26 protein-coding genes are annotated in these 26,967 nt (G+C 68.1%); 18 read left to right on the top strand and 8 right to left on the bottom strand.

Annotation, left to right across the window (positions count from 1 at the left end):
* Nucleotides 1-685 precede the first annotated feature (685 nt).
* Genes ACFTS5_RS04475 through ACFTS5_RS04530 form a run of 12 tightly spaced genes read left to right on the top strand, consistent with a single transcriptional unit; the run spans nucleotide 686 to nucleotide 14,331 of the window.
* Complete coding sequence (locus ACFTS5_RS04475; RefSeq protein ID WP_378627337.1) at nucleotides 686-1,735, top strand: polyprenyl synthetase family protein; 1,050 nt, start codon at nucleotides 686-688, stop codon at nucleotides 1,733-1,735.
* Nucleotides 1,732-2,994: a hypothetical protein gene (locus tag ACFTS5_RS04480; RefSeq protein WP_378627338.1), complete on the top strand. Its 1,263-nt coding sequence runs from the start codon at nucleotides 1,732-1,734 to the stop codon at nucleotides 2,992-2,994. The genes ACFTS5_RS04475 and ACFTS5_RS04480 overlap by 4 nt, the downstream gene beginning before the upstream one ends.
* Before the next feature lie 50 nt (nucleotides 2,995-3,044).
* The gene (locus ACFTS5_RS04485; RefSeq protein WP_378627340.1) at nucleotides 3,045-4,040 is read left to right on the top strand and encodes a fatty acid desaturase; all 996 of its coding nucleotides are present in this window, start codon (nucleotides 3,045-3,047) and stop codon (nucleotides 4,038-4,040) included.
* Entirely contained in the window at nucleotides 4,031-4,828 is a 798-nt protein-coding gene (locus tag ACFTS5_RS04490) for a methyltransferase family protein (RefSeq protein ID WP_378627342.1), read from the top strand. Before ACFTS5_RS04485 ends, ACFTS5_RS04490 begins: the two co-directional genes overlap by 10 nt.
* Before the next feature lie 36 nt (nucleotides 4,829-4,864).
* Nucleotides 4,865-5,911 (top strand): mevalonate kinase, encoded by a 1,047-nt coding sequence (gene mvk, locus ACFTS5_RS04495; protein ID WP_378627343.1) that lies wholly within the window; start codon nucleotides 4,865-4,867, stop codon nucleotides 5,909-5,911.
* Nucleotides 5,908-6,972: a diphosphomevalonate decarboxylase gene (gene mvaD, locus ACFTS5_RS04500; protein ID WP_378627344.1), complete on the top strand. Its 1,065-nt coding sequence runs from the start codon at nucleotides 5,908-5,910 to the stop codon at nucleotides 6,970-6,972. The genes mvk and mvaD overlap by 4 nt, the downstream gene beginning before the upstream one ends.
* Nucleotides 6,969-8,051 carry a phosphomevalonate kinase gene (locus tag ACFTS5_RS04505; RefSeq protein ID WP_378627345.1) on the top strand — a complete coding sequence of 361 codons (1,083 nt, stop codon included), beginning with the start codon at nucleotides 6,969-6,971 and terminating at the stop codon, nucleotides 8,049-8,051. Before mvaD ends, ACFTS5_RS04505 begins: the two co-directional genes overlap by 4 nt.
* Nucleotides 8,048-9,145, top strand: coding sequence for a type 2 isopentenyl-diphosphate Delta-isomerase (gene fni, locus ACFTS5_RS04510; protein WP_378627347.1), 1,098 nt, complete (start codon nucleotides 8,048-8,050; stop codon nucleotides 9,143-9,145). The genes ACFTS5_RS04505 and fni overlap by 4 nt, the downstream gene beginning before the upstream one ends.
* A complete protein-coding gene (locus ACFTS5_RS04515) occupies nucleotides 9,138-10,196 on the top strand; it encodes a hydroxymethylglutaryl-CoA reductase (RefSeq protein ID WP_358065645.1) in 1,059 nt (352 codons plus the stop codon). Before fni ends, ACFTS5_RS04515 begins: the two co-directional genes overlap by 8 nt.
* Nucleotides 10,193-11,365, top strand: a complete 1,173-nt coding sequence (locus ACFTS5_RS04520; protein WP_378627350.1) for a hydroxymethylglutaryl-CoA synthase — start codon at nucleotides 10,193-10,195, stop codon at nucleotides 11,363-11,365. The genes ACFTS5_RS04515 and ACFTS5_RS04520 overlap by 4 nt, the downstream gene beginning before the upstream one ends.
* A 9-nt stretch (nucleotides 11,366-11,374) precedes the next feature.
* Entirely contained in the window at nucleotides 11,375-12,856 is a 1,482-nt protein-coding gene (locus ACFTS5_RS04525) for a flavin-containing monooxygenase (RefSeq protein ID WP_378627352.1), read from the top strand.
* Nucleotides 12,853-14,331 (top strand): flavin-containing monooxygenase, encoded by a 1,479-nt coding sequence (locus tag ACFTS5_RS04530; protein ID WP_378627354.1) that lies wholly within the window; start codon nucleotides 12,853-12,855, stop codon nucleotides 14,329-14,331. Before ACFTS5_RS04525 ends, ACFTS5_RS04530 begins: the two co-directional genes overlap by 4 nt.
* On the opposite strand, the gene ACFTS5_RS04535 is transcribed toward ACFTS5_RS04530, so the two are convergent.
* The 6 genes from ACFTS5_RS04535 to mftR form a co-directional block, all read right to left on the bottom strand.
* Complete coding sequence (locus ACFTS5_RS04535; RefSeq protein WP_378627356.1) at nucleotides 14,323-16,683, bottom strand: SpoIIE family protein phosphatase; 2,361 nt, start codon at nucleotides 16,681-16,683, stop codon at nucleotides 14,323-14,325. The two genes, ACFTS5_RS04530 and ACFTS5_RS04535, sit on opposite strands and share 9 nt — an antisense overlap.
* Nucleotides 16,684-16,735: 52 nt before the next feature.
* The gene (locus ACFTS5_RS04540; protein ID WP_170112222.1) at nucleotides 16,736-17,329 is read right to left on the bottom strand and encodes a SpoIIE family protein phosphatase; all 594 of its coding nucleotides are present in this window, start codon (nucleotides 17,327-17,329) and stop codon (nucleotides 16,736-16,738) included.
* A 19-nt stretch (nucleotides 17,330-17,348) separates the two neighbouring features.
* The gene (locus ACFTS5_RS04545) at nucleotides 17,349-17,762 is read right to left on the bottom strand and encodes an ATP-binding protein (protein ID WP_056809992.1); all 414 of its coding nucleotides are present in this window, start codon (nucleotides 17,760-17,762) and stop codon (nucleotides 17,349-17,351) included.
* Nucleotides 17,752-18,132: an STAS domain-containing protein gene (locus ACFTS5_RS04550; protein ID WP_056809990.1), complete on the bottom strand. Its 381-nt coding sequence runs from the start codon at nucleotides 18,130-18,132 to the stop codon at nucleotides 17,752-17,754. Before ACFTS5_RS04550 ends, ACFTS5_RS04545 begins: the two co-directional genes overlap by 11 nt.
* A 10-nt stretch (nucleotides 18,133-18,142) precedes the next feature.
* Complete coding sequence (locus tag ACFTS5_RS04555) at nucleotides 18,143-19,048, bottom strand: STAS domain-containing protein (RefSeq protein ID WP_056809988.1); 906 nt, start codon at nucleotides 19,046-19,048, stop codon at nucleotides 18,143-18,145.
* 110 nt (nucleotides 19,049-19,158) lie between these two features.
* Nucleotides 19,159-19,785, bottom strand: coding sequence for a mycofactocin system transcriptional regulator (mftR, locus tag ACFTS5_RS04560; RefSeq protein WP_378627358.1), 627 nt, complete (start codon nucleotides 19,783-19,785; stop codon nucleotides 19,159-19,161).
* Nucleotides 19,786-19,866: 81 nt separating this feature from the next.
* Here mftR and mftE point away from each other — a divergent pair, with 81 nt between their 5' ends.
* Together mftE and mftD are read left to right on the top strand one after the other, a co-directional pair.
* The gene (mftE, locus tag ACFTS5_RS04565) at nucleotides 19,867-20,568 is read left to right on the top strand and encodes a mycofactocin biosynthesis peptidyl-dipeptidase MftE (protein WP_378628331.1); all 702 of its coding nucleotides are present in this window, start codon (nucleotides 19,867-19,869) and stop codon (nucleotides 20,566-20,568) included.
* Nucleotides 20,565-21,809: a pre-mycofactocin synthase MftD gene (mftD, locus tag ACFTS5_RS04570; protein WP_378627360.1), complete on the top strand. Its 1,245-nt coding sequence runs from the start codon at nucleotides 20,565-20,567 to the stop codon at nucleotides 21,807-21,809. The genes mftE and mftD overlap by 4 nt, the downstream gene beginning before the upstream one ends.
* A gap of 100 nt (nucleotides 21,810-21,909) precedes the next feature.
* Here the strand turns inward: mftD and ACFTS5_RS04575 are convergent, their stop codons facing one another.
* The gene (locus tag ACFTS5_RS04575; protein ID WP_378627362.1) at nucleotides 21,910-22,101 is read right to left on the bottom strand and encodes a hypothetical protein; all 192 of its coding nucleotides are present in this window, start codon (nucleotides 22,099-22,101) and stop codon (nucleotides 21,910-21,912) included.
* On the opposite strand from ACFTS5_RS04575, the gene ACFTS5_RS04580 reads away from it, so the two are divergent.
* Complete coding sequence (locus tag ACFTS5_RS04580) at nucleotides 22,094-22,363, top strand: hypothetical protein (RefSeq protein ID WP_378627364.1); 270 nt, start codon at nucleotides 22,094-22,096, stop codon at nucleotides 22,361-22,363. The genes ACFTS5_RS04575 and ACFTS5_RS04580 overlap by 8 nt on opposite strands.
* Here ACFTS5_RS04580 and ACFTS5_RS04585 read toward each other — a convergent pair.
* Nucleotides 22,360-22,869, bottom strand: coding sequence for a MarR family winged helix-turn-helix transcriptional regulator (locus ACFTS5_RS04585; protein ID WP_378627366.1), 510 nt, complete (start codon nucleotides 22,867-22,869; stop codon nucleotides 22,360-22,362). The genes ACFTS5_RS04580 and ACFTS5_RS04585 overlap by 4 nt on opposite strands.
* A 257-nt stretch (nucleotides 22,870-23,126) precedes the next feature.
* Here ACFTS5_RS04585 and ACFTS5_RS04590 point away from each other — a divergent pair, with 257 nt between their 5' ends.
* The 3 genes from ACFTS5_RS04590 (at nucleotide 23,127) to ACFTS5_RS04600 (ending at nucleotide 26,852) form a co-directional block, all read left to right on the top strand.
* Complete coding sequence (locus tag ACFTS5_RS04590) at nucleotides 23,127-24,803, top strand: fumarate hydratase (RefSeq protein ID WP_378628333.1); 1,677 nt, start codon at nucleotides 23,127-23,129, stop codon at nucleotides 24,801-24,803.
* A 138-nt stretch (nucleotides 24,804-24,941) separates the two neighbouring features.
* On the top strand, nucleotides 24,942-26,333 hold the full coding sequence (locus ACFTS5_RS04595; RefSeq protein ID WP_378627367.1) for an ABC1 kinase family protein: 1,392 nt from the start codon (nucleotides 24,942-24,944) through the stop codon (nucleotides 26,331-26,333).
* A gap of 9 nt (nucleotides 26,334-26,342) precedes the next feature.
* Nucleotides 26,343-26,852 carry a M15 family metallopeptidase gene (locus ACFTS5_RS04600; RefSeq protein WP_378627369.1) on the top strand — a complete coding sequence of 170 codons (510 nt, stop codon included), beginning with the start codon at nucleotides 26,343-26,345 and terminating at the stop codon, nucleotides 26,850-26,852.
* Nucleotides 26,853-26,967: the final 115 nt, after the last annotated feature.

Below are 26,967 nucleotides of genomic sequence, written 5' to 3' on the forward strand. Positions count from 1 at the left end.
CGCTGCCCGCCGCGTTTCCGGTGAAACCGACGGTGCTGCACAAGGTTTCATCGTTACGTTGGGCGTGACAACGGATCGTCGCGGGCCTTCGGGTCGGTTCTCGAGCGCGCCTCGGCTCGCGGTAACGCGAATCGGATTGTATGGTTTGGACAGAGCTGTCACTGTCACCGGAGTTGTTGACGAACGGACAGTTCGTGTCACTCCGGTCCCGAATCATGTGTGTGCCAACAACATTGACGTTGCGAGCTCCGACTCGACCGCATCGCGGTCGACCCCACGCATCGCTGGACGACTCCCGAGGTGTCTATCTCGGGCGGCTCCGCGACGCGTGAGTTCGCCCCAGGATTCTCGCGATGACGCGGAAGCCATTGTAGTGCAGGCGATTACGCCGCACGCCTAGTGTCAGCAGTCGGCCGTCGCTGCTGTCTCACCCGCCTGAAATCTCCGTAAACCATTGTGGTACAGCACAATTGCAGGTTTCAAACTTGGAACATGTTGGAATGCTTGACATCTCGAGCTTCCTCCAGAAAACTACCCGTCGGTAGCCAGCGAACGGGACGCTCGACCCCGTCGGCTGCGAGAGGTGACTCCCTACGACTGCCCCGCCGGAAACTCCATAAACCCGTGTCCGGCAGTCGCCGGTGAACCTCTCCGCATCGTGACCACACCAAAGGAGCTCAGCGCTATGGATAATCCCGCGCTACCCGCAGCACAGCACTCGGGTGACCAGCACTCGGGCGACCAAGTGGTGGTCATGCCCAGACCGGCCGGACCGACCGAGCAACTGGCGCTGGTCACCGCACGACTGCGGGAACTGCTCATCACCGGTGAGGATTTCGACGCGATCTACACCCACATCCTGGCCGCTCCCGGCAAGCGTGTGCGGGCCCGGCTCGTCCTGGCCTCTGCCGGGTTGCTCCCCGACGCCGCCGACACCGCCGCCCCGCTGGGCGATGCCATCGACCTGGCCTGCGCGATGGAGATGCTGCACGAATCCTCGCTGGTCCACGACGACATCTGTGACGGATCGCTGCTGCGCCGCGACGCACCGTCGGTGCCCGCCGCGTTCGGCGTGCGCACCAGTGCCCGCGCCGGATTTCACCTGGCCGGCGCATCGATGCAGGTCGTCGCCCGGGTGCTGACCGACAACCCCGAGGTCTTCGCGCGGGTCGGTGAGGCGCCCGGCATCACCTACGCCGACCGGCTCTCCGACCTGTCCTACGGTCAGCTCATCGAGACCCTGCCGCCCTCGATCGACGAGGTCGCGCTGCGCCGCCACTACGAACTCGTGGCGGGGGCCAAGACCGGCACCCTGTTCCGGCTGTCGTGCGCCTACGGCGGCACCGCGGGTGGGGTCGATCTCGACCGGCTCTACGCCCTGATGGAGTACGCCGACCAGCTCGCGCTCGCCTTCCAGATCATGGACGACGTCCGCGATATCGAGGGCGGACCTGGCCTGGGCAAGGACGCCGGCGGCGACCTCGAACGCCGGGTGCCCACCTGGCCGGTCATCGAATGGCTCGGCTCGCGCCCCGGCGCCCGCGAAATGTGGCTGGACGCGGAGATTTCCAGCGCGACCCTGCAAGAAGACCTGGTGGAGAGCGGCGCGACCAAAGCCGCCCGCCTGGTCGCGATGGACGCCACCGAGAAGGCCACCCGCGCTCTCGACGTCTTCCCCCCTTCCCTCGCGCGTGACGACCTGCGCGAACTTCTCGAGCAGGTGATCTCCCGATGAGCACGGCACGACTTCCCCTCCTGATCCGCGGACTGCGTAATCTTCGCCGCGCACCGGATCTGGACGCACTGCGCACCGCGCGGTCTCCACAGGAACTGGCCGCGCTGGCGCTGATTCCCGCGGGCCGCAACCTGGGCATCGCCGTCGGCCTGCTGCCTGCGACCTTGCGCGCCGAGGCCACCGCCGCGCTGCTCGCCTGTCGCGTGCTCGACGCTTTCGAAGATCTCAGCGACCGCACGGTAGCCAGCGATGCCGTGCTGGCGGCGGTGGATTACCTCAACGGCACCAGTGACACCCTCCCGGCGCCGCTGCCCGCGCTCGAGGGCAAGATCCGCGACAGCGAAGCCGTCGACCGGGTACTCGCCGAGCGCATCGCCGACATCAGGGCGCTGCTCGCGGCGTTGTCCGAGCAGGGTCGCCAGCGGGTCGGGCTGGTGCTCACCGATGTCGGCCGGGTGATGGCGCGCAACATCGACGCACCGCTGACCCGCGTCGCCTACAGCGAAGGTGTGCTCGGCCGGATCACCCACTACGCCTGCGCCCTGGTCGCCGAAGATGTACTGCCCGAAGCGGATCTGCGGGAGCTGACCGGTTGTGTGGCCGTGATCGCCCAGTCGGCCAACGACCTGCGCGACAACGAACTCGCGATCTACGGCGCCGCCGACCGTGAGGAACTCACCCGGATGGTGATGCTGCGCCAGCTCACCCCCGCCCTCGGCGGCTTCGCACTGCTGGCCAAGCTCGGTCCCGGCACACCGAGCCTGGGCGCGCGGGCGGCGATGGCGTACATGACGATCACGACTTCGGCGTTCCTGTGTGGCGCCGTCGGGGCGCCCGCGCCCTTCCGGCGCCCGGTCGCCGCGGCCACGCTGGCCGCCGCCTCGCCGGCCTACTGGACCACGATGCTCGAGCGTGTGCGCCGCAGCGGCGACGCCGCGATCCATCAAATGCTCGACGCCTCACCGGATTTCACCACCGGCTCGGCGTCGGCCTCGCAGGTGCTCGGTGCGGGCGACCTCGCGTCGACGGAAACCTCGTTGATGCCGCTGATCGTGGACACCACCTTCGCTCTGGTGCAAACCCTGCCCGAAGGCCGCCTGACCGGCGAACTCTCCGACTCGGCGATCCGCACCATGATGATCGCCGATCACCTGGCTTTCGGTGCCATGGAGCGGGTGCCGAGCCACGAACCCGACGCGATCCGGGCGCTGGCCACACGGCTGCAGCTCGCCGCTCTCGACAACAGCAGCCACCAGTAGTCGAGGAACACCTCCTCGATGATCGTCACTACTAGCGAAGGAGCTCTCCCATGAGCACCGGAACGCCCGTCGCGCCCACAGAGAAACCGCCGTTCAGCCGGCGTGTGTTCAAACTCGAGCACGCGTCCAACGTCGGCCCGCTGCTCCACATCGCGTTGTGGATCGGCATGACCGCAGCCGCGCTGTTCATTCCCGGCACCTCCACCTGGTACATCGCGGTACCGCTGATCATCGTGCTCTCGCTGCTGAACCTCTCGCTGACCATCGGCGTGATGCACATGCACACCCATCGCCCGCTGTTCGTGTCCAAGTTCCCCAACCGGGTGGTCGACATCCTGTGCTGCCTGCCCGGCAACCTGACCGCGGCCGAGATGCGCGAGGTGCACGTCCTCAACCATCACCGGTTCAACGACGGCCCGGGCGATGTCACCGCGACCACCGGCCTGGACAAGGGCATCGGCGCCCTCTGGTACTGGGTGCGCTACGGCATGGTCGTCAAGATCCACACGGTGCGTACGGTGTTCGCCGCGAACCCGGCGCCGCGCCGTCGCAAGACGCGCCACCAGTTCATCTTCGATCTCGCGGTGTACGCCGTCGTGATCGGCTCCGTCTGGTACGTCGCGGGCTTCGAGAAGTTCGTGCTGTTCTACTGGGTCCCGTTCCTGATCACCCAGGTCAACGCCGGCTACTTCGCCTGGCTGAGCCACGCTCCCGCACGCGGATTCACCGATGAGCCGAGCACCTCGCTGAACAACGCGGGCAACATCCTCAACTTCCTGATCTTCAACCAGGGCTACCACAGCGTGCACCACCGCTACCCCGGCATCCACTGGAGCCAGATCCCCGACAAGCTCGACTACATGCGTGACGTGAACCCCGGCGTCATCGTGCCGTATTGGATGGTGGCGCAGTCGGGTTGGCGTCTGGTCGTGCCCGGCGGCTTCCTCAACGAGGGCTACGGCAACAAGTGGAAGGCGCGCCTGGAGTCGCGTCTGGAAGCGGGCACCGTTCGCTCACGCTACCTGCCGTGGTTCGCATGGATCTGATGTCACCGCAACAGGTTCGGGGCGTGGTGACGAGTCCCTCGCGGCTCGTCCCGTTCCTGTTCTCCTTCGCCGTCTACGGTTTCGCCGGCATCACGGTGCCGCTGATGCTGCTGTTCGCCGGCGGTTGGTGGCTGCCCAAGACGGTGGACAAGGGACCGCACCTGTCCGCGGTCCCCGCGATCGCCATCGACCTGGTGCTGCTCGCGCTGTTCGCGCTGCAGCACTCGGGAATGGCCCGGCCCTCCTTCAAGGCGTTCATCACCCGCTGGGTGCCCGAGGCGCTCGAGCGCACCGTCTACATCATCGGCGTGTGCCTGGTGATGTGGGTGATCATGCTGGCGTGGCAGCCGGTGCCGCACGTGTTGTGGTCGGCCGACGGCGCGCTCGCAGTGGTGCTCGACACCGGGTTCTGGATCGGCTTCGTGCTGGTCTACGCGGCTACCCTGCTGCTGAACCACTTCCACCTGCTCGGCATCAGTCAGGCCTACCGCCAGTACGTGATCCAGGTACCGGACGCGACGGTCGACCGTCTGCAGGTGAACGGCGTCTACAAGCTGGTTCGTCATCCACTGATGACCGGTCTGCTGGTGTCGTTCTGGTTCGCCAGTGAGTTCACCGTCGGACACCTGGTGTGGGCGCTCGGGCTGACCGGGTACATCCTGCTCGGAACCTACCTGGAGGAGCGCGATCTCATCGCTCGTTTCGGTGCGTCCTATCGCGCGTACGCCGCGCAGGTGCCCGCGTTCTTCCCGTCCGTGCGCGCCATTTTCGGCCGATCGTCTCGGTAACCGGCACGGCCGGGCCGAGTCTGGAGAGGAATCGTCGTGAACAGTCCCGTTCGAGAACGTACTGAACACAGCTCCACAGCGACCGGCCCGGTCCGTGGCGTGGGCCGAGCCCACGCCAAGGCGATCCTGCTGGGTGAGCACACCGTGGTGCACGGGACGCCCGCCATCGCGTTTCCGCTGCCGACCCTGTCGGTGCGGGCGATCGCGCGTCCCGGCACCCCCGGCGGCGTCGTCGAGGTTCCCGAAGGACACTTCGGGTTCGTCGCCGGCAACCCGAATGCCGTGGAGAACACGTTGTCCGGGCCGCGCGTAGCGGTCGAGGAGGCGTTGCGGCGCTGGGGCCTGACCGGTCATATCGCCGATGTGGTGATGGAGTGCGACATTCCGCTCGCTCGTGGGCTCGGATCGAGTGCGGCCTGCGCCGGCGCGGCCGTGCGTGCGGTCGCCGACCTGCACGGCCGGACCGTCGAGGCCGCCACGCTCTACGAACTCGTCCAGTGCGGCGAACAGGTCGCGCACGGCAGAGCCAGTGGCATCGACGCGAGCGCGGTGCTGGCCGACGGCCCGATCCTGTTCCACGAGGGCACCGCCACCGCACTCGACATCGGTCTCGACGCCGCGCTGGTGATCGCCGATACCGGGGTGCCCGGGTCCACCCAGCACGCGGTCGCCGGGGTGCGCCGCACACTCGACCGCGATCCGCGGTCCGCGCACCGGATGCTGACCAGGGCGGGCGAGCTGATCAGCGGTGCCGCGGCAGATCTCTCGTCCGGGGACGCCGCGTCGCTGGGCCGGGCGATGCTCGACTTCCAGGACCTGCTCGCCGGACTCGGCGTGAGCACCCCGCATATCGACACACTGGTCGCGGCGGCGCTGGAGGCGGGCGCGTACGGCGCCAAGCTCACCGGCGCCGGTCTGGGCGGCTGCGTCCTCGCGCTCACCGAGACCGGTGACGCGCGCACGGTCAGCGCCGCGTTGCGCCGCGCCGGCGCGGTACAGACCTGGACGGTCCCCACCCGCAGCCTGCGTTCAGGTGCGGAGTCCCTATCCGTCTCGACCTCGGAACACGGTGTCAATCCATGACTTTCACTCCCGCATCACCCGCGGTCGCCGAGCGCGGCGCCGTGACCGGGCCGTCCGCCGAGTCGGTCGCGTACCCGAACATCGCCCTGGTGAAGTACTGGGGCAAGCGGGACGAGGACCTGTTCCTGCCCGTCACGGGCAGCCTGTCGATGACCCTCGACATCTTCCCGACCACCACGTCGGTGCGGGTGATCGAGGGACCGGCCGATGTCGTCGAGTTCAACGGCGTCGCGGCCACCGGTGCCGCGCGTACCCGCATCGAGACGTTCCTGGATCTGGTGCGCGCCAAGGCCGGTCGGACCGACCGTGCGATGGTGGTGACGTCCAACGCCGGGCCCACCGGCGCCGGTCTGGCCTCCTCGGCGAGTGGCTTCGCGGCCCTGGCCACCGCCGCGGCGGCCGCCTATGAGCTCGACCTCGACGGTCGCGCCCTCTCGCGACTGGCCCGGCGCGGCTCCGGCTCCGCCTCGCGCTCCATCTTCGGCGGCTTCGTCGTCTGGCACGCCGGTGAAGGCGACGGCGAAGCAGGGGACCTGAGTTCGTTCGCGGAGCCGATCGGCGGCGACGAACTGGACCCGGCTCTGGTGGTCGCCGTGGTGAACCAGGGCGCGAAGGCAGTCTCGAGCCGTGTCGCCATGCGCGAGACCACCGCCACCTCGCCGTTCTATCGGCCGTGGGCCGAATCCTCGGTGCTCGATCTGGCGGAGATGCGCAAAGCCATCGCGCGGCAAGACCTTCCCGCGATCGGGGAGATCGCCGAGCGAAACGCCCTCGGCATGCACGCCACCATGCTCACCGCACGCCCCGGAATCCGGTACCTGTCACCGCATTCGCTCGCTATCCTCGACGCGGTCCTCGCGCTGCGCGCCGACGGGATCATGGCGTACGCCACGATCGACGCGGGTCCGAACGTCAAAGTGTTGTGCTCGCGTGCGGACGCGCCACTGGTCGATGCCACCCTGGACGGTCTCGGCGATTTCGTCACCACCCGGACCGCGCACATCGGTCCCGGCGCGTCGCTGACGACGGCCGGTGCACCGGCGGCGGGTGGCGATCGATGACCAGTTGTCGCGCACCGGGCAAGCTCTTCATCGCCGGTGAATACGCCGTGGTCGAGCCGGGACACCTCGCGGTGCTCACGGCGGTCGACCGCTACGCGACCGCCACGGTCACGGCGGCGGATCCCGGCGAGGGCATCACCCTGCACTCGGATCTGGACGGCGGCGTCACGCTGTCGTGTGCGCGTCACGGTGACGAATTGGCGCCCATCTCTGATGCTGTTGTACCAGCGGCATTTTCGTACGTCTTCGCGGCCGTTTCGGTCGTTCATCAGCTGCTCCTGGAACGGGCCGTCCCCGTCTCCGACTTCCGGCTGAGCGTCACCGCCGACCTCGGCGACGACGATGGTCGCAAGTTCGGCTTGGGGTCCAGCGCGGCCGTCACGGTGACCACCGTCGACGCCCTCGGACAGCACTTCGCGCTCGGGCTCGATCCCATGGATCGGTACCGGCTGGCCATGCTCGCCACGATCGCGGTCAATCCGCGCGCCTCGGGCGGCGATGTCGCCGTGAGTACCTGGGGTGGCTGGCTCGCCTATCGATCCCCGGACCGCGCGCAGGTGGCGGCCTCGCTCGCCCGTGACGGCGTCGACGCGACCCTGCGTTCGCCGTGGCCGGGCCTGTCGGTGCGCCCGCTGCCCACCCCGACCGAGCTCACCCTGCAGGTCGGCTGGACCGGGAACCCCGCCTCCACACCGGCGCTGGTCGCCGGCCTCGACGGCGACCGCAGCACCTTCCGGGCGCACAGCAACGAGTGTGTCGAACGGCTGGTCGCCGCCATCGAGGCCGACGACTCCCGCGCCGTGCGAGTCGAAATCGACAGCGCGCGAACACTGCTCGTCGATCTCGACGCGACGTCGGGCCTCGGCATCATGACACCGCGTCTGCACGCACTGTGCGACGCGGGCGCCGCGGTGGGTGCGGCGGCGAAGCCCTCGGGTGCCGGTGGTGGTGACTGCGGTATCGCGCTCATCGAACGCACCCGGCCCGCGGCGATCGCCGAGCTCACCGGGCGCTGGATCACCGCCGGAATCCGTCCGCTGCCCCTGCGAACCCACCTTGTCGAAGGGGACCCACGATGATCGCCGATCGCAAGGACGACCACGTTCGCCACGCGGTGAACCACCACCGCCAGGCCACCGGAGTCAGTGACTTCGACTCGGTCACCTTTGTCCACCACGCCCTCGCCGGCATCGATGCCGAGGACGTCTCCCTGGCCGTCGAAGTCGCGGGAAAGCAGTGGAACACACCGCTGTTCGTGAACGCGATGACCGGCGGCAGCACCAAGACCGGCGAGATCAACCGCCAGCTCGCCATCGCCGCGCGCGAGACCGGCATCCCCATCGCGTCGGGCTCGATGAGTGCCTACTTCCGTGATCCGTCGGTCGCGGGCACCTATCGCGTGCTGCGCCAGGAGAATCCGCACGGATTCGTGATGGCCAATGTCAACGCGAACGCGACCGTCGACCAGGTGCGCAGCGCCATCGATCTGCTCGAAGCCGATGCGTTGCAGATCCATCTCAACGCCGTGCAGGAAGTGGTCATGCCCGAGGGCGACCGCTCGTTCGGGGCGTGGCCGCGCCAGATCGAACGCATCGTCGCCGATACCGCGGTGCCGGTCTTCGTCAAGGAAGTCGGGTTCGGCCTGAGCAGGCAGACCGTCACCTGGTTGCGCGACGCGGGTGTGTCCGTGGCCGACGTGGGCGGTCGTGGCGGCACCAACTTCGCTCGCATCGAGAACGATCGGCGCGTCGGCGGCGACTTCGGGTTCATCGAGAGCTGGGGCCAGTCCACCCCGAACTGCCTGCTCGACTGCGCCGGCATCCCCGGCATCGACATCGCCGCCACCGGTGGCATCCGCTCGCCACTGGACATCGCGCGCGCGCTCGCGCTGGGCGCCGACGCGACCGGCGTCGCGGGGGCGTTCCTGGAAACACTGGTCAGCCACGACACCGCCGCCCTGGTCGACCAGATCGGGACCTGGCTCGACCAGCTGCGCACCATCCTCACCGTCCTCGGCGCCCGCACCCCCGCCGATCTGGTCGGCGCCGACCTGCTCATCACCGGCGATGTCGCGAACTTCTGCCTGCTTCGCGGCATCGACGCCGCAGCACTTGCCCACCGGAGCCCCTGGTGGCGTGAATCCGAAAATCGAGAAGGAGTCACCCATGAATGACATGTCGTATGCGGCGGTGCCGCTGCAGTGGGTGGGGCCTGTCCGCATTACCGGAAATGTCGTCGACGACGCCGTCGACGTTCCCCTCGCCACCTACGAAACCCCGCTGTGGCCCTCGGTCGGGCGCGGCGCGCGCATCAGCACCCTGGCCGAGAAGGGCATCGTCGCGACGCTGATCGACGAGCGGATGACGCGCTCGATCCTGCTGGAAGCCGACGACGCGTACACCGCCTACACCACGGTCCAGCAGTTGGAAGGCCGCATGGCCGAGCTCCAGGAGGTGGTCGCCGGCAGCAGTCGTTTCGCCCGGCTCATCGACCTGCACCACCAGATCACCGGCAACCTGCTGTTCCTGCGCTTCGAGTTCACCACCGGTGACGCGTCGGGCCACAACATGGCGACCCTGGCCAGTGACCACCTGATGGATCACATCCTGTCGACCATGCCCGGGGTGCGCTACGGCTCGATCTCGGGCAACTACTGTACCGACAAGAAGGCCACCGCGGTCAACGGCATTCTCGGTCGCGGCAAGAACGTGATCACCGAACTGCTCATCCCGCGCGAGGTGGTCGAGCAGCGGCTGCACACCACCGCGGCGCAGGTGACCCAGCTCAATATCCGCAAGAACCTGATCGGCACCCTGCTGGCGGGTGGAATCCGTTCCGCCAACGCGCATTACGCCAACATGCTGCTCGCCTACTACCTGGCGACCGGCCAGGACGCCGCCAATATCGTCGAAGGATCCCAGGGCATCACCCATGCCGAGGATCGTGACGGCGACCTCTACTTCTCGTGCACCCTGCCCAACCTGATCGTGGGCACGGTCGGCAACGGCAAGCACGCGAGTTTCGTCGACGAGAACCTGGAACGCCTCGGCTGCCGCGAAGATCGGCAGCCCGGCGAGAACGCCCGACGCCTCGCGGTGATCGGGGCGGCCACCGTGTTGTGCGGGGAGCTGTCGCTGATGGCGGCACAGACCAATCGCGGTGAATTGATGCGTGCCCATACCCAATTCGAGCGGTCCACCACGAGCAACGGAAGCCCACGATGACAACTACACCGGTCGGTATCCACGACCTCTCGTTCGCCACCACCCACTACGCTCTCGATCACGCCGTCCTCGCCGAGCGACTCGGCGTGGATCGCGACAAGTTCTACCTCGGCATCGGCCAGGAGAAGATGAGCGTCGCCGCCGCCGACGAGGACATCGTCACCATCGCCGCGGCCGCCGCCAAACCGATCCTGGAACGGCACGGCACCGACAACATCCGCACCGTACTGCTGGCCACCGAGACCGGTGTCGACCAGTCCAAAGCCGCCGCGCTGTACCTGCATTCGCTGATCGGGCTGCCCAACGCCGCCCGTGTCGTCGAGCTCAAGCAGGCCTGCTACGGCGGCACCGCCGGGCTGCAGTTCGCCGCGGGGCTGATCGCTCGCGACCCGTCGCAGCGTGTGCTGGTCATCGCCGCCGACATCGCGAAGTACGAACTCGACACCCCGGGTGAGCCGACCCAGGGCGCCGCCGCTGTCGCGATGCTGGTCACCGCGGATCCGGCGATCCTGGCGCTGGACCCGATTTCGGGCCTCTACAGCGCCGACATCATGGACTTCTGGCGTCCGAACTACCGGACCGAGGCCATCGTGGACGGCAAGACCTCGGTCAACGCCTACCAGAAGGCCGCCCAGGAGGCCTGGTCGGACTACCGCCGTCAGGGTGGCCGCGAGCTCGGTGAGTTCGCCGCGTTCTGCTACCACCAGCCCTTCACCAAGATGGCCTACAAGGCGCACCGGCATCTGCTCGAAAGCCAGGGCCACACCGCCGACGCCGACGCGATCGAGGCCGCCATCGGTACGACGACGACCTACAACCGCACGGTCGGCAACAGCTACACCGCCTCGCTGTACCTCGGCCTGGCCTCGCTGCTCGATCACGCGGACGACCTCACCGACCGGGCACTGGCCATGATCAGCTACGGGTCGGGCAGTGTCGCCGAATTCTTCAGTGGCACCGTGCAGCCCGGTTACCGCGCGCACCTGCGGACCGAGGCGAACCTGGCTGCGATCGCCTCGCGTGAGTTGCTCGGCTATGAGCACTACCGGGCGCTGCACGAGGCCGCTTCGCCCAGTGACGGCGCGTACCACGCCATGGCCGAGGAAACGCGGCGCCCGTTCCGGCTGGCCGCCGTCTCCGGTCACAAACGCATCTACGAATCCCGCTGAGGTCGCCCCATGAGCAGTAACGACACCCGCCACGTCCAGGTCATGATCGTGGGCAGCGGGCTCTCCGGCCTGGGCACCGCGATCCGGCTCAGCCAGCGTGGCCTGTCCGATTTCGTGGTCATCGAACGCGGCCCCGATGTCGGCGGAACCTGGCGCGACAACACCTATCCCGGTGCGGGCTGCGATGTGCCCTCACACCTGTACTCGTATTCGTTCGCGCTCAATCCCGACTGGTCCCGGTCGTTCTCGCCGCAGCCCGAGATCGAGCAGTACCTGCGCACCGTGTCCGAACGCTACGGCGTTCGCGACAAGCACATCTTCGACTGCGCGCTGACCGGGGCCCGCTGGAACGACGCCGACGGCCGGTGGGACATCGAGACCAGCAAGGGCACCTTCACCGCCGATTTCATCGTCTCGGCGGCGGGTGTGCTCGCCGAGCCGAATCTGCCCGATATCAAGGGCATCTCGAGCTTCGAGGGCGAGATCTTCCACTCCGCGCGGTGGAACCACGACGCCACCCTGGCCGGCAAGAAGGTCGCCGTCATCGGTACCGGTTCCTCGGCGGTGCAGATCGTTCCGTCGATCGCGCCCGAGGTGGAGCACCTCGACGTGTACCAGCGCACCGCCACCTGGGTGATGCCGCAGATCTCGCGGCCGTACCTGGGACTGGAACGCTTTGCCTTCAAACGCGTTCCGGGCCTGCAACGGTTCATCCGGGCGCTGATCTACATCACGCGCGAGCTGTTCGTGATCACGCAGGTGAAGTATCCGTGGACCGGCATCGTGCTCGAGACGGTCGGGCGATTCAAGATGCGCTTCGAGATCCGTGACCCGGAGCTGCGCCGAAAAGTGCTGCCCCAGCACCGGATCGGCTGCAAGCGCATGCTCGTGTCGAACAAGTTCTACGGTGCGCTCGATCGTGACAACGTCGACGTCGTCACCGACGGCATCGCCGAGGTCCGCAGCGGCTCGATCGTGTCCGAGGACGGCACGGAGCGGGAGGTGGACGCGATCGTGCTGGCCACCGGCTTCCACGTCGCCGATTCACCGACCTTCAACCTGTACACCGGTCGCGACGGCCGGACCGTGTCCGAGGCCGCCGATGCCGAGGGCTACCAGATGTACAAGGGCACCACGGTCGCCAATTTCCCGAACATCTTCTTCATGCTCGGTGCCAACTCCGGGCTGAACTACACCTCGCTGATCTACATCATCGAATCCCAGATCAACTACATCGTCGACGCGATCACCACGATGGAGCAGCGCAACCTGCAATCGTTCGAGGTCCGCCTGGACGCGCAGGTCGAATACAACGAGCAGCTCCAGCCGAAGATGGCCCGCACCGTGTGGGTCAACGGCGGCTGCACCAGCTGGTTCCTCGACAAGCACGGCAACAACTCGGCGCTGTGGCCGGACTTCAGCTTCAAATATCGGCGAATGGTGCGCACCTTCGACATCGACGCCTACGACACCACGACGAAGACACGATGACCGCACCGTCGACGCGTCACACCCGCGTCGCGATCATCGGTGCCGGCTTCGCCGGGCTGGGTGTGGCTGTTCGACTGCGCCAGCTGGGGATCACCGACTTCGTCGTCCTCGAGCGGGCGAGCGATATCGGCGGTACGTGGCGCGACAACACCTATCCCGGCGCCGGGTGCGATGTCCCGTCACAGCTGTATTCGTACTCGTTCGCCCGCAATCCGCACTGGACGCATTCGTTCTCGACACAGCCGCAGATCCAGCGGTATGTCCAGGACGTGGTCGATCGGCACGGGGTGCGCGACTCGATCGTCCTCGACTGCGAGGTCATCGGCGCGCGCTGGGACAACGACGCCGCGCGCTGGGAGATCCAGACCAGCGACGGCGCCTACACCGCCGACATCATGGTGTCGGCGGCAGGCCCGCTGAGTGCCCCGAAGCTGCCCGACATCAAGGGCATCACCACGTTTCGTGGCGCGATGTTCCACTCCGCGCGCTGGGATCACGAGTTCGAGCTCGCGGGCAAGCGGGTCGCGGTCGTCGGCACCGGTGCGTCCGCGATCCAGATCGTGCCGTCCATCGCGGGCGAGGTCGCCAAGCTCGACCTGTATCAACGCAGCGCACCGTGGGTGTTGCCGCGCATGGGACGCAAGTACTCGTGGCTGGAACGCCTCTACTACCGGCGTGTTCCGGGTGCACAGCGGCTGGCGCGGATCGGCGTGTACTGGGTGCGTGAGTCTTTCGTGCTCTGGCAGTCCAAGTACCCACCGTTCGCCGACTTCTTCTCGCGCGGTGCGCGATTGAAGATGTGGTGGGTGATCCGGGACCGGGAGCTGCGCCGCACCGTCACTCCCGGCTACCGCCTCGGGTGCAAGCGGATGCTGGTCTCGAACGTGTACTACCCCGCGCTGGCCCGAGACAATGTCGAGGTCGTCGCCGACGGCATCGCCGAGATCCGCGAGCAGTCGATCGTCGCGAACGACGGCACCGAGCGTGACGTCGACGCCATCGTGCTGGCGACGGGCTTCCGGATCGCCGACTCGCCGACCTACGACCTGATCAGCGGGCGGGACGGCCGCACGCTGTCCGAGGTTTTCGGTGCCGAGGGGATGAGCGGGTACAAGGGTACGACCATCGCGAACTTCCCCAACATGTTCCTGATGATCGGCCCGAACTCCGCGCTGAGCTACACCTCGGCGATCTTCACCATCGAATCCCAGATCAACTACATCAGCGACGCGATCACCACGATGTCGGCCGGTGGGTTGCGCACGGTCGAGGTCAAGGCGGACGCGCAGGCCGGTTACAACCGGGACCTGCAGAAGAAGTTCGACGGCACCGTGTGGAACGCGGGCGACTGCACCAGCTGGTTCGTCGACGAGGACGGCCACAATGCCACGCTGTGGCCGGACTTCAGCTTCCGGTTCCATCGGATGCTGAAGACCTTCGACGTCGAGGCCTATGAGACGACCCGGTCAGAATGAATTCTGCCGCGAGCTGACGGTCGGCGGCCGCGACGAGGCCCGCAGCGGGTTCGCGGTGGGGAAGGTGATCGAGGGCAGGGTCACCCACATGCGCACCCGGGTGCCGGTCTCGTCGTGGTCGAAGGTGAGATCCTCGGTGAGTACCCGCATCATCTCCACGCCGCGACCACGGTAGCCGGGGTCGGTGGGAGTGGGGATCCAGTTGCCGTTGTCGGCGATCTCCAGGACCACCCGGTCACCGTCGCAGCGGGCCGTGAGGTTCACGCGGCCCGGTTCGGTGTCCCGGTAGGCGTGCTCGACGCTGTTGCTGCAGGCCTCGTTGGCGGCCGCGACCAGGTCGGCGGCCAGGTCGTGCGGGACCGCGGCGGTGGCGAACCAGCGGTAGAGACCACGGCGCACCCCGGCCAGTTCGGTGGCGGCAGCGGGAAAGTCGAGGCTCAGCGGCTCCGGCGGCTGGCGGTAGACGACCATGGCGACGTCGTCGTCGTAGCCCGCGGGCGGGCACAGCCGCGACAGCACCGCGTCGGCGACGTCGCGGGGGAGTGCGGCGCCGGTTTCGCTGAGCACTTCGGCGATCTTGACGAAGCCCTCGGCGATGTCGTACCCACGCTGCTCGACCAGGCCGTCGGTGAACAGCACCAGGGTGGCGCCCGGCGGGAGCGCGGTCGTGGCTTCCGGCCTGCGCGGCGTGTCGAAGGTCGCCAGGGGAACCGCGCGTCCACCCTCGAGGATCCGGCCCGGCCCACCGGGGGGCGCGAGGACCGGCGGCATGTGGCCCGCGTTCGAGTACCGCACCATCCCGCGCTCCGGGTCGAGCACCGCCGCGCACACCGTCGTACACATGGCGCCCGGGATCCGGGAGGCCACGGCGTCGAGTTCGGCGAGCAGCTGTGCCGGTCCGGCGCCGCGCAGCAGCAGAGCCCTTGCCGCGGTACGCAATTGGCCCATCACCACCGCGGCCGACAGGCCACGGCCGACGCAGTCGCCCACGACGACGCCGATGGTGCCGTCACGCAACGGCACCACGTCGTACCAGTCGCCGCCGATCTCCAGCGGTGGCAGGGCGGGTTCGTAGTGCACCGAGAACCGCGGCGGCAGTTCGATCGGCCCGAGCATCGCCCGCTGCAGGGTGAGCGAGGTGGCGCGCGCCTGATCGAAGTTGCGGGCGCGCTGCAGTGCCACGCTGAGATGGCCGACGAGCAGCGAGTACAGGGCCCAGTCGGCGGCGCTCACCGCGCGCGGCGCGCCGAAGCGCACCCACAGCGCCGCGTCACCGGTCTCGCCGAGCGGTGCGACGACCGCGTCGACCCCGCCCTCGTCACCGGTGATGGCCGACAGGCCACGGGCGGATTGCCTGCGCGAGCGATCGAGCAGAGCCTGGGTGTCGTCGTCGAGCACAACGGGGCCGTCCGCGCGCGGGCCACTCTGCCGCATCGGCGTCGCGGTGAATTGTGATGCGGTGGCGATGGTTTCGGGAGCGGGCTGCGCTTCTTCGCTGCTCGACGGCGTCACGCCGCAGGAGTAGACATCGGGGCGCCCGGTCCGGCTCGGCCAGATCGCGACCAGTGCGGTCTCGGCGCCCATGGTCCGGCGCAGCTCGTCGAGTCCGACCGCGAGGACCTCCACCATGCTCGTCGCGGCCCCGACGGCGGTGGCCAGACGCGAGGCGGCCTGGTCGCGGGCCTGTGCGTCGTGTTCGGCGGTCACATCGCGCACGGTGCCGACGAAGATCCGCTCGTCGTTCTCCTGCTTCACCAGCGAACTCGCGCTCACCGCCAGCCAGCGTTCCCGGCCGTCGCGATGACGCACCGGCATCACGAATCGCGCTGCCTCCGTGCCGATCTGGGGGTAGCCGGTGCGATCGCTCAGTGCCCAGGGGTGCGGTAGCGAGAACGGCACCTCGGTGGCGCCGTAGCCGGTGAGCACCCCGAACGCGGAGTTCACCTCGACGATGGTGCCGTGGTCGTCGGCGACGAAGAACCCGTCCTGCAACGACTCGACGAGCGCGGTGCGAAACGCGTCGCGGCCTTCGAGATCCTCCGCGCGGGAACGCTGTTGCTCGTAGCGGCGAGTGCCGTCGAGATAGCCGCGGGTGGCGATATCGAGGGCCGCCATGGTCTGCAGCAGGAATTCCAGTGCCACTTCGGCGCGGCGCGGATCGGCCCGCGTGCCGGCGTCCTCGGCGACCGCCCGGAAGTGATGCTCGGTGAGATCGAGCAGGCTGATGCCCTCCACGAGGGCCCGCCTGCCGAGGTCGTAACCCTCCGAGAGGCCGGCCTGGCCTGGTGCGGCGACGTGGCGGCGCATGGCCGCCGAATAGTCGTCGAGAAATGCGACCAGGACAGCGCTCATCGGCAACCTCTCATCGGCCGGGTCGGTGCGAACAGACCGCAGTCACGGGGCCTCACGGGCACGGCCCACGGAAACGCGCCGCGAGCACCAGCGCGTCATCGGTGTCCTTCGCGTCGCGGGCGAGCAGATCGCCCGCGATGGCAGTGGCCGGTTTGGCCAGGTCCAGCGATTCCGGGCCGACCGCGACGATCCCGTCGGTCGCCATCAGCAGCAGATCGCCGGGGCGGATCGGCAGCGTCTGCGGCTGCAGGTGCGAGGGCAGCCGGTATCCGACGATGCCGCCGGTGAGCAGCATCGTGGCCCGCAGCTCCGGACCGGCCGGGCCGAGGGTGAGCAGTCGTGAATCGACGTTGCCCACACCGAGCCATTGCAGCGTCTCGCCCGGCTCGATCAACGCCAACGACACTGCGGCGCCGCGAGTTTCGACCATCGCGCGATGACAGAGCACCATCAGCACATCCAGCGGTTCGCCACAGTTCTCGGTGAGGATGACCGTCGCGCGATCGGCGGCCTCGGCCGCGGGCGCACCGTGACCGAGCCCGTCGAGCACCGCGAACAGCACACCGGCGCCGGTGTCGAGCACGAGCGCGCGGTCACCGGAGACGTCCTGGCCGGGCAGAGCCCGACCGGCCGTCGACCACTCCATGCGCCCGATGATCCCGTCCTCATGCAACGTCGGGTACCCACTTCCACATCTCGATCAACGTCCCGCGGCCCGGGGCGGAATCGATGGTGAGGCGGTCCATCAGTCTGCGCGCGCCGGGCAGTCCGAGTCCGAGTCCGCGGCCGGTGGAATAGCCGTCCTCCAGCGCGCGGGGAATGTCGCGGATGCCGGGACCCTGGTCCTCGGCTTGGATGACGAGCGCGCGGCGACCCTCGCGCAAGTCGATGAGCAGCCTGATCTCGCCGCTTCCCGCGTAACTGGTGATGTTGCGAGCGATTTCGGAGATGGCGGTGGAGATCATCGTGCGGTCGGTGAGGGTGAACCCGAGGTCACCGGCCAACTCGCTCCCGGCCTGCCGGGCGGTAACGATGTCCTCGGACACCTTGACCGCGATCGCCACCTGCTCAGCGGCCACTGTCGCGACCGTCTCGTCGCCGCGGGTGCCGATTCAGCCAGGAGAGGCCTTCCTCGAGATCCAGCGCGGTGTGCATGTCTTCGAATGTAAGGCCCAGTTGCACCATGGCGAAGGCGACTTCGGGTTGCAGTCCGACGATGACGGTTTCCGCGCCGCGCAACTGGGTCATGTGCGCGATGGTGCGCAACGAGCGCGCGGCGAAGGAGTCCATCACATCGATGGCGGTGACGTCGACGATGATGCCGGTCGCGCGATAGCGACTGACCTGCTTCATCAGGTCGTCCTGTAGCCGCTCGGTGTCGGCGTCGGTCAGGGCCGACTGTACCGAGGCGATCAGGTACGTGCCCTGCTTGAGAATAGGTACCGGCATGGTGGCTTGGTCAGCGCCCGTCCCGCTCGCTCAAGCGTTCGGTCACTCGGGAGACCTCGTAGCCGAGGAGACGCTCGGCCTCTTCGATACCGCCCTGGAGGTCGCCGACCGCGTTCATCTTGGACAGATCGAGGCCGATGGTCACCAGGGTCAGCGCGATCTCCGAGGACAGGCCGGTGATGATCACGCTCGCGCCCATCAGACCCGACGCGTCGACGGTCTGCACGAGGTGGTTGGCCACCACGGAGTCGATCGCGGGCACACCGGTGATGTCGATGACGACGACCTTGGCGCGATTGGCGCGGATGGCGCGCAGCAGCTGCTCGGTGAGCTGGCGGGCGCGCTGGGAGTCGAGCACACCGATGATCGGCAGGATGAGCAGCTGCTCGCGGACCTGCAGAACCGGGGTGGACAGCTCGCGGATGGCCTCTTGCTGGCGGCTGATGACGCGCTCGCGCTCCTGCACGAACGACACGGCCACGGTGTTGGCGATGCGGTTGGCGGCCGGTTCGTAGGCGTCGAGCACGCGATTGAGCAGCTCGAAGTTGGACTGGTACTTCTCGAAGAGGCTGCGTGCCAGCACGTCGCGCAGCAGCAGCACGATGCCGATGACCTCGTCGGTCTCGACGCCTCGCGGAATGATGCGCTCGGACAGGTCGCGGGCGTAGGCCTGCAGTGCCTCGACGCTACCGGTGACGAGCACCTCGACGTAGTTGTCGTACATCGACGTCGCCTCGGAGAAGATCTCCTCCGGGGTCATCGCGGTCAGCAGTTCGGCTTCGGTGATGCGCCGTGCCCACTCTTCCCGCAGCCCGGTGCGGTTCTGCCGCAGGTGCTCGACCAGCTGTGGCAGCAGGTTGTCGAGCGGTTGCGCCGGCAGCGAATCCGCCGAAAGACTCGTGGACACCTCGGACATGGAAACCCCTGCCCCTTTCGACGACGGACGTTTTCGGTGCGCACAGTGCGCGTTGAGCCTGAGCCTACTCATACCCCCTCTGTGGTGCTGCCCAAACGTGGCGCGCCCGGCTATTCCGGGGCGAACCCGCGTTCCAGCGCGCGCAGTGCCCGGTCCAGGTACACGGTCAGATCGGTGTCGCCACGCTCGAGCCAGGCATCGAAGGCGGCCCGCGCGGCGGCCAGGGTGGTGCGCCCGATGGCGAGCGGAATCAGGTCGCCCGCGCCCGCGCCGAGACGGCTCGCGGCGAACTCGCCGACGGCGTGTTCCCACGCGTCGTAGTGCGCCCCGGCGCCTGCCGAGAGGGCGGGAACTCCGGAGACGAGTCGCATTCTGGTGCGCAGTTCGGGGATGTCCTCGGGGCGATATCTGTTGGCCGCCACCACAATTCGGCGCACCGCCGTCATCATCGGCTCGTCGGAGGGGACGGCGGCGAACGCGGCGCGCAGGTCGTCGACCTCGTTGTCGAACTGGTGCCACAGCACCTCGGCCTTGGTGGGGAAGTAGCGGAAGAACGTGCGTTCGCTCACTCCGGCCTCGGCGGCGATGCGTTCGACGGTGACGTCGTCGAACCCGTGTTCGGCGAACAGCTTCATCGCGATCACCTCGAGCTCGCGGCGCGTGGTGCGTGGCGGACGCCCGCGGTGCCCCGACTGCTTCGGAATCGGCATCGGTGCGCGCGGCGGCGGGGCGGACATGGATACAGGATAGGGACTCGGCGAGCTTTCGACCTGCACGCGCTCTTGATTATGTCAGTGACTGACGTTAATGTGGCTGCCATGTTCGTGGCGCACCTCACATCGCCCGAGGCAGGTGTGCGCGCCGCCGAGGGCGTGATCCTGGTCATCCCACTCGGCGCGACCGAGCAGCACGGCCCGCATCTGCCGCTGTCGACCGACAGCGATATCGCCTCGGCGGTGAGCCGACGGGCCGCGGCCGAGCGGTCCGATCTGCTGATCGCGCCTGCCGTGGCCTACGGGGCCAGCGGCGAGCACGCGGGGTTCGCGGGCACCTTGTCGATCGGACAGACGGCGCTGGAACTGCTCGTCGTCGAACTGTGCCGCTCCGCCACGGACACGTTCTCGCGGATCGTGCTGGTCAACGGGCACGGCGGGAACGTGGAAGCGCTGCGCCGAGCCGTCGCGCTGCTGCGGTCGGAGTCGCGCGACGTGCGGCTGTTCTCACCCGGCTACGGCGGCGATCCGCACGCCGGGCGCACCGAGACCTCGATCCAGCTCGCGCTGCGCCCCGACCGGGTGCGTACCGAACTGGCGGAACCGGGGGACTGCCGCCCGCTGGCCGAACTGCTGCCGCTGCTGCGCGCGGGCGGGGTGCGGGCGGCCAGCCCCAACGGAATCCTCGGCGACCCCACGGGATCGAGTGCCGAAGAAGGCGCCGGCCTGCTGACGATCGCCACTACCGCACTACTGGAAGACCTGCGCCGATGGTGGCCGCAGGATCATGAGGAAGGACCCCGATGAATCCCTGGTTCGAGACCGTTGCCGAGGCGCAGCGGCGCGCCCGCAAGCGCCTGCCGAAGTCGGTGTACGGCGCGCTGATCGCCGGATCCGAACGCGGACAGACCATCGAAGACAACCAGACCGCGTTCACCGAACTCGGTTTCGCCCCGCACTGCGCGGGCCCGATCGGCGACCGTGACCAATCGACCACGGTGCTCGGTCAGCAGGTGTCGATGCCGGTGCTGATCTCGCCGACCGGCGTGCAGGCGGTGCACCCCGACGGTGAGGTCGCCGTCGCCCGCGCCGCGGCGGCCCGCGGAATCGCCATGGGGCTCAGTTCCTTCGCGAGCAAGCCCGTCGAGGACGTGGTCGCGGCCAACCCGGCGACCCTGTTCCAGCTGTACTGGTGTGGCAACAAGGATCAGATCCTCGAGCGGATGGCCAGGGCGAAGAAGGCCGGTGCGGTGGGCCTGATCCTCACCCTGGACTGGTCGTTCTCGCACGGCCGGGACTGGGGCAGCCCGGTGATCCCGGAGTCGCTGAACCTGCGCACGATGATGAAATTCGCGCCGCAGACCCTCGCGCGCCCCCGCTGGCTCGCGACCTACCTGCGCTCGGGCAGCATCCCCGACCTCACCGCACCCAACATGGCGGTCGGTGGCGGCGCGGCCCCCGGGTTCTTCGGCGCCTACGGCGAATGGATGCAGACACCGGCACCCGATTGGGACGATGTCGCCTGGATCTGCGCGCAGTGGGACGGCCCGGTGCTGCTCAAGGGTGTGATGCGGGTCGACGACGCCCTGCGCGCCGTCGACGCGGGCGTCGCGGGCATCTCGGTGTCCAACCACGGCGGCAACAACCTCGACGGCACCCCCGCCGCCATCCGCGCCCTGCCGGTGCTCGCCGACGCGGTCGGCGACCAGATCGAGGTGCTCCTCGACGGCGGTATCCGGCGCGGCAGCGATGTCGTCAAGGCCGTGGCGCTCGGTGCGCGCTCGGTGCTGATCGGGCGCGCCTCCCTGTGGGGTCTGGCGGCCAACGGTCAGGCCGGTGTCGAGAACGTTCTCGACATCCTGCGTGGCGGTATCGATTCGGCGCTGCTGGGTCTGCGCAAGACCTCGATCACCGACCTGACCCGCGACGACATCATCGTTCCCGCCGGTTTCGAACGCGCGTTGGGCGTCGGTTCGGGTCGAAAGGATTCCGGCAAAGGGGAATTCGCTACCAACGGAACTGTCGTGAGCGGCGCCGCTGCTGGATAGTATCGGCGGTTGGTCAACACCGCCCGAGGGGGAATTTCGTGAGTGTGGTTTCGGAAATCGAGGGTTCGCGCAGGCGAATCATGATGTCGCGCAGCGTGTCCTACACGTTGCCCGCCGTGGTGGCGGTGGCGCTGGTCTCGGCCGGATGTGGCACTGCCACCCCGAAACCGGCACCGCGCGCGGCGTCGGCCACCCTCACGACCACCTCGAAGCCGCCGACGACGACGTCGCGGGTGACCACCACGACCTCGACCGCCGCCACACCGGCGTCGGTCGGTGTCTGCGTGGACAAGACGACCAACGTCCGCGTGGCCGACGACCGGTGCGACACCAGCGATGCCACGTACTCGCGCTTCTGGTATCAGCACACCGATACGTTCGTGTACCCGGCGATCGGCGTCGCCGTCGCCCTGGCGGCGGGCAGTTTCCTGCGTCCGACCAGCGGCGATGTCTTCGATCGCGGCGCACCCACCAAGGGTGGTGCCATCGCGCGCGGTGGGTTGGGCAAGGCCCGTCCCGACTCCTCCGGTGGGGGCGGCAGCGGCGGGTCCTAGTCCTCGCCGGGCGCGGCGGTCTGTAGCCGGCCGATCGGTTCGGCCGACTTCGCGCCGCGGTGATGATCGACGAGCACGTCGTAGATCTCCGCGAGGGTCGCCAGCTGGTCGCGATCGAGCACGTCGATCATGTGCTTGCGCACGCTGCGCACATGGGCGGGCGCGGCCGTGGTGAGCAGTTGCCCGCCGGTCGGGGTCAGCTTGGCCACGGTCCGGCGCTGGTCGTGCGGCATCGTCTCGCGGGAGACCAGACCGCGCTTCTGCATGCGGGTGATCTGGTGCGAGAGCCGGCTCTGCGACCATTCGAGCGCGCAGGCCAGGTCGGCGAAGGTGAGTCGCTGACCTGGTGCGTCGGCTAGGTAGACCAGCACGGAATACTCGACATAGCTCAGGTTGGCTGCCCGGCCGGCGTCGCGCCCGATCGCCGCGGCGATCAGGTCGCGGGTTCGGACATAGCCCAGCCAGGCACGCATTTCGACATCATCGAGCCACTGTGGATCGGTCACGATCGAGCTCCAGATTCTGAAGGTGCAGGCTTCGGATTGAACGGTGCACTCCCGCCACCGCCCGGGAGAATGGGTAGCACCGTTTGGGTTGAACGTGCAACCTCGATATTAGTTAGGGTCGGTCAGGAACCTCACATAGGGTTGCCTAACCGCAGTGCGGGTGTGGGTGGTCGTTAGGCTGCGGATTGCTTTGTGACCAGCCTTGCCTGGTGCTCCGCAGTGTTGCGGTGCCCGCCCTGCCCGAAGGAGTGCGATCCGTGACCGCGCCGGAGTTCCGCTATTCCGATCTGCTTCCGATCGGCGCCGACGAGACGCCCTACCGCCTGCTCACCAGTGAGGGGGTCAGCACCTTCGAGCACAACGGGCGCACCTTCCTGCAGGTCGAGCCCGAGGCGTTGCGGCTGCTGACCGAGACGGCGATCCACGACATCAGCCACTACCTGCGGCCCGCGCACCTGCGTCAGCTGCGCAAGATCATCGACGACCCGGAGTCCTCGGGCAACGACCGCTTCGTCGCGCTCGACCTGCTCAAGAACCTCAACATCTCCGCCGGTGGCGTGCTGCCGATGTGTCAGGACACCGGCACCGCGATCGTGATGGGCAAGAAGAGCGAGGGCGTGCTCACCGGTGTCGACGACGCCGAATGGCTCAGCCGCGGCATCTTCGACGCCTATACCAAGCTGAACCTGCGCTACTCCCAGCTCGCCCCGATCACCATGTGGGACGAGAAGAACACCGGCACCAACCTGCCCGCCCAGATCGAGCTGTACTCGACCGAGGGCGACGCCGACAACCCTGTGTACAAGTTCCTGTTCATGGCCAAGGGTGGCGGTTCGGCCAACAAGTCGTTCCTGTACCAGGAGACCAAGGCCGTCCTGAACCCCGACCGCATGCTCGAGTTCCTCGACGAGAAGATCCGCTCGTTGGGTACCGCGGCCTGCCCGCCGTATCACCTCGCGGTGGTCATCGGTGGCACGAGCGCCGAATTCGCCTTGAAGACAGCGAAATACGCCTCCGCGCACTACCTGGACAACCTGCCCACCGAGGGCTCGATCACCGGTCACGCGTTCCGCGACGTCGAGCTCGAGGAGGAGGTCTTCCAGCTCACCCGTGAGTTCGGCATCGGCGCGCAGTTCGGCGGTAAGTACTTCTGCCACGACGTGCGCGTGGTCCGTCTGCCCCGCCACGGCGCCTCCTGCCCCGTCGCGATCGCCGTCTCCTGCTCGGCCGACCGCCAGGCGCTGGCCAAGATCACCAAGGACGGCATCTTCCTGGAGCAGCTGGAAACCGAACCGGCCCAGTACCTTCCGGAGCAGACCGCCGACATCCTCGGCGGCGACGTGGTGAAGATCGATCTGAACCGCCCGATGGACGAGATCCGCGCCGAGTTGTCGAAATACCCGGTCAAGACCCGTCTTTCGCTGACCGGCCCCTTGGTCGTGGCCCGTGACATCGCGCACGCCAAGATCAAGGAACGGCTCGACGCGGGCGAACCCATGCCGCAGTACCTGCGCGACATGGCCGTCTACTACGCCGGTCCGGCCAAGACTCCCGAGGGGTACGCGTCGGGCTCCTTCGGCCCCACGACCGCGGGTCGCATGGACTCCTACGTCGACCAGTTCCAGGCCGCGGGCGGCTCGATGGTGATGCTCGCCAAGGGCAACCGCTCGGCCCAGGTCACCAAGGCCTGCAACGAACACGGCGGCTTCTACCTCGGCTCCATCGGTGGTCCCGCCGCTCGTCTCGCGCTGGACTGCATCAAGAACGTCGAGGTCCTGGAATACGCCGAACTCGGCATGGAAGCGGTCTGGAAGATCGACGTCGAGGACTTCCCCGCGTTCATCGTCGTCGACGACAAGGGTAACGACTTCTTCGCCGAGACCTCCAAGCCGATCGCCCTGCGCGTGCGCACCCGTTCCAAGGAACGCGTGTAGCCATCCGGTCGTAGACAACCCCGGTGTCCGCTGCGGTGGGCGCCGGGGTTTTCGTCTGTTCCGCGGGCCCGGCGACGACCGCCACCCCGGTGTAATGTGACGCACGACATACGGTGTACAGCCTGACAGGGGTGCGGATTGGCGAGCGGTGGAGTTCCCCGGGGGCGGGCGACGCGGAGCGCGAAGCTGGGGCAGTTCGCCGCCGGGCAGGCGGTGCGCGAAGTCGGGCGTCGGCTGTCGATGATCGGGCGCACCGACGAGGCCCGTGAGGTGCTGGCGGAGCGGTCGGCGATGATGAAGGCGCAGCAGATCGTCGCGGTGCTGGGGAGCATGAAGGGCTCGGCGATGAAGCTCGGGCAGATGGGCTCGGTGCTCGATCTCGACTTCGTTCCCGAAGCCCATCGCGAGCAGTTCCGCGCCCAGCTCGCGGCCCTGCAGGACCGGGCGCCCGCGATGCCGTTCGCGACGATGCGGCAGGTGATCGAGGACGACCTCGGCCCCTTGGCCCAGACATTCGCCGAGTTCGGTGAGACATCGATCGCGGCGGCGTCGATCGGGCAGGTACACCGGGCGCGACTGCACGACGGACGCGTCGTCGCGGTCAAGGTGAAGTATCCCGGGGTGGAGCGTGCCGTCCACGCCGACATCAGCAATCTCGAGTTCCTCGGCAAAATGGCCAGAACAGTGCTGCCGAGCATGGCCGACACCGGTGTGCTGGAGGAGGTCGCCAGCAATCTGCGCAGCGAACTCGACTACGAACGCGAGGCTCAGACCCAGCATCGGGTCGCGCGACGCTATCGTGGCCATCCCTTCATCACCGTGCCCGACAGCATCGAGGAATTCTGCACGCACAATGTGCTGGTCACCGAATTCGTTGAAGGGCATCCCTTTTCGCACATCCAGACACTGCCTGCCGCCGAGCGGGACCGGCTCGGCGAGCTGATCTACCGCTTCTACATCGCCGGTCTGTTCGCCGACAACGAGTTCTGTGGCGATCCACATCCCGGCAATGTGCTGCTGGCCGCCGACGGCAAACTCGCCTTCGTCGATTTCGGCCTCTACAAGGAGATGGATCCGGAGCACGTCGAGTTCGAGCGCTCGGTCCTGCGGGCCGCCGCGGAGGGCCGGGGCGAGGATCTGTTCGCCGCGTGGCTGGGCCGGGGGATCATCGACCCCGATTCCGAGGTCACCGTGGAGGAGAGTCTGGCCTACGTCTGGGCCGCCACCGGCTGGCACCTGCTCGACGAGGAAGTCACGATCACCCCCGAACTGGCCACCGGCGCACTACTTCTCGCCGTCGACCCGAGAGCGTCGGACTTCCAGGGCATGCACAAACAGCTGCTGCCGCCCGAGCACGTGTTCTCCCGCCGCGCCGACCTGTTCACCTTCGCCACCCTCGGTCAGCTGCGCGTTACCGCCAACTGGCATCAGCTCGCCCGCGAATGGCTCTACGACGAACCCCCGCAGACCGAGATCGGCCGGGCGATCGAGCAGTGGCGCCGTGGTCTCGATGACCGGACCGGTCGATAGAATCCGCCTATGAATACTGTGCTCGGCCGCGTGGCCGACCGGATCCTGGTGACCATGACGGCCGCCGCGGCCGTCACCGCGGTCGGCATCGGCGCCGCCGACGCCCAACCCGAGCCGCGCGAACAGTTCCAATCGGCAGCGGGCACCGAAGGCCTCGACCCGCCGCTCGCCGCCGCCTACACCCTCGCCGAACAGCAGGCGCACGCCGAGAACGTGCCGCTGTCGATCACCTCCGGTCATCGCACCTACGAGCAGCAGCTGTGGCTCTGGCAGGACGGCCTGGCCACCTACGGCAGCCCCGAGGAAGCGCGACGCTGGGTGCTGCCGCCGGAGGAGTCCACCCATGTCTCCGGCCATGCCGTCGATGTGGGCCCACAGGTGGGGGCACAATGGCTCGAGGACAATGGCAACCGGTGGGGACTGTGCCGGACCTTCGACAACGAGTGGTGGCATTTCGAGCTGGTGACCGCGCCCGGTGCGCCGTGTCCACCGCGGGTGCCGGACGCGAGTCAACGTTAGAGCCGAACCCCGTCGTGGGGGGGGGGGGGGGGGGGGGGCCCCCCCGGGCCCCGGCCGCCCGCCCCGCCGGGGCGGGAGGGGGGGGGGGGGGCCGGGGGGGGGGGGCAAGCCAGAC

Source organism: Nocardia sp. NPDC056952 (genome assembly GCF_042674185.1).
Lineage (GTDB): Bacteria > Actinomycetota > Actinomycetes > Mycobacteriales > Mycobacteriaceae > Nocardia.